The organism is Actinomyces sp. Z5 (assembly GCF_003287795.1).
Classification (GTDB): domain Bacteria; phylum Actinomycetota; class Actinomycetes; order Actinomycetales; family Actinomycetaceae; genus Actinomyces; species Actinomyces glycerinitolerans.
This window is the reverse complement of the sequence record NZ_QMIN01000112.1, coordinates 1-1,736: the sequence shown is the minus strand read 5'-3', so window position 1 is coordinate 1,736 and position 1,736 is coordinate 1. Positions and strand designations below refer to the sequence as shown.

1 pseudogene is annotated in these 1,736 nt (G+C 67.1%); it reads right to left on the bottom strand.

Going from position 1 to position 1,736, the window contains the following annotated elements:
• Window positions 1-90: 90 nt before the first annotated feature.
• Window positions 91-1,607 (bottom strand): annotated as a pseudogene (locus DRB06_RS15155) (IS1634 family transposase).
• Between the last annotated feature and the right edge of the window lie 129 nt (window positions 1,608-1,736).

Here is a 1,736-nt window from a genome sequence, read left to right as displayed (position 1 = left end):
TTCGCCTACAACGTGGCCGCGATCCCCCTGGCCGCAGCCGGAATGCTCAACCCGATGATCGCCGGCGCCGCCATCCTGAGTCGTCTCACTTTAGTGCCCTGGGTTTAGGCTCTCGAGGATTTGCTGTGCGGTCTGGGTGGTCTGGGGCTGGGCGGTGATGTGGTGGCCGTTGATGGTGATGGTGACTTCTTGGAGGGGCCGCAGTTCGCGGACGAGTTGTTTGATGCTGATGCCGGTGGCGGCTTGTAGGTGGCGGGCGACCGCCAAGGCGGCCATGACGACTGTGAGGTGGGCCTGGATGGCGTCGTGGGTGTGGTGGAAGACGGGCCTGGCCCGCAGGTCGTGCTTGGACATGCGGAAGGACTGCTCCACGTGCCACAGCTCGTGGTAGGAGGCGATCACCTCACTGGCGGGCATCACCGTGGCGGGGATATTGCTCACGTAGCCTTTCAGCCCGGCCAGTCTCTTGGCGCGGGCTAGAGCCTTCTCATCCAGGACCTGGTCGCCCTTGCGGGTGGTGACGAAGCGGGTGCCCTTGGGGCGCCTGTGGCCGGCGACCACCGCCCGCGCCCGGTTCTCCTGCGCGGTCAGGGTCTTGCTGGTGCCGGGCGAACCGCCTGGCGCTGTAAGCCCAGATCGCCCGCCACGAGCCCGGATGGGTGGCAGGGTCCCACACGGGCTCATCACGCAGGCCGCTGTCGCGTTCCCTGCTGATGGAACCTTTACGTGGGGTGATGGTGTCGATGATCTGCCCGTCGGCCAGGGCGTCCCCGTGCCAGGCGAAGTGGGCGGCCAGATCTGCCGGGGCCTCGGCCATGCGGGACCCGACGATGAACCCCAAGCCCGCCTGGTCGAGTGCCTCGAGGTTGGTTGCGGAGAGCATGCCGGCGTCCGCCACCACGACCAGGTGCTCAATCCCCGACGCCTCCCGGAACTCCTGGATCATCGGCACAATCGTGCTGGTCTCGGCCTTGTTGCCCTCCCAGCAGCCGATCTGTAGGGGGAAGCCCGTCCGGTCCACCAGCAGCCCCACGATCACCTGCGGGTCCACCCTGCGCTCCTTGGAATAGCCCACCCGTCGTAGGTCGTCCTCCTTCTCCGCCTCGAAGTACAGGGTCGTAACGTCGTATAGGCACAGGGACAGGTCCCCGCGGCCGGTGACGTGCCGCAGGCAGGCGGCCGCGATCCGCTCTCGCCACTGGCGGCCCACGCAGCGGGACAGCGAGCGGAACAAGGACGCCCGCGACACGCTGCCCACCCCCAACTCACTGACTACGCGGGGTACCTGCTCCTTACTGGTGGGCTCCACGAGTCGGGCCAGCACCATCTGCATAAACCCCTCATCCCCACCAGTAGCCTCACCCAGGCCCAGGGCCTCATATGCGCCACACAGCACATCCCACAGCAGGGCCGAGCGCTTGGACTCAACCACCGCCGACGCGGCCTGGCCGGCGGCCTGAGGTGTCAGGCCGGCCAGGTCCAAAACGCCTTGGCCGCCCCGGATCTTCTCCCTGCCGGCCTGAATCAGGGCCGCCAGCTCCGCCTCACCCGTGCGCCGAGCCCAGGTGCTCCACAATCCGGCGCACACCATGCTCCTTAGCCACGATCTACACCGCCGTAGCCCCCGACGCGGTACGCACCTTCCGAACATACGGGCTCACACCCCATCACTCTACAGGCCACCGGATTAGTGCCCCACAACCACCAACCCAACCACGCCACACCAACGAAAAACC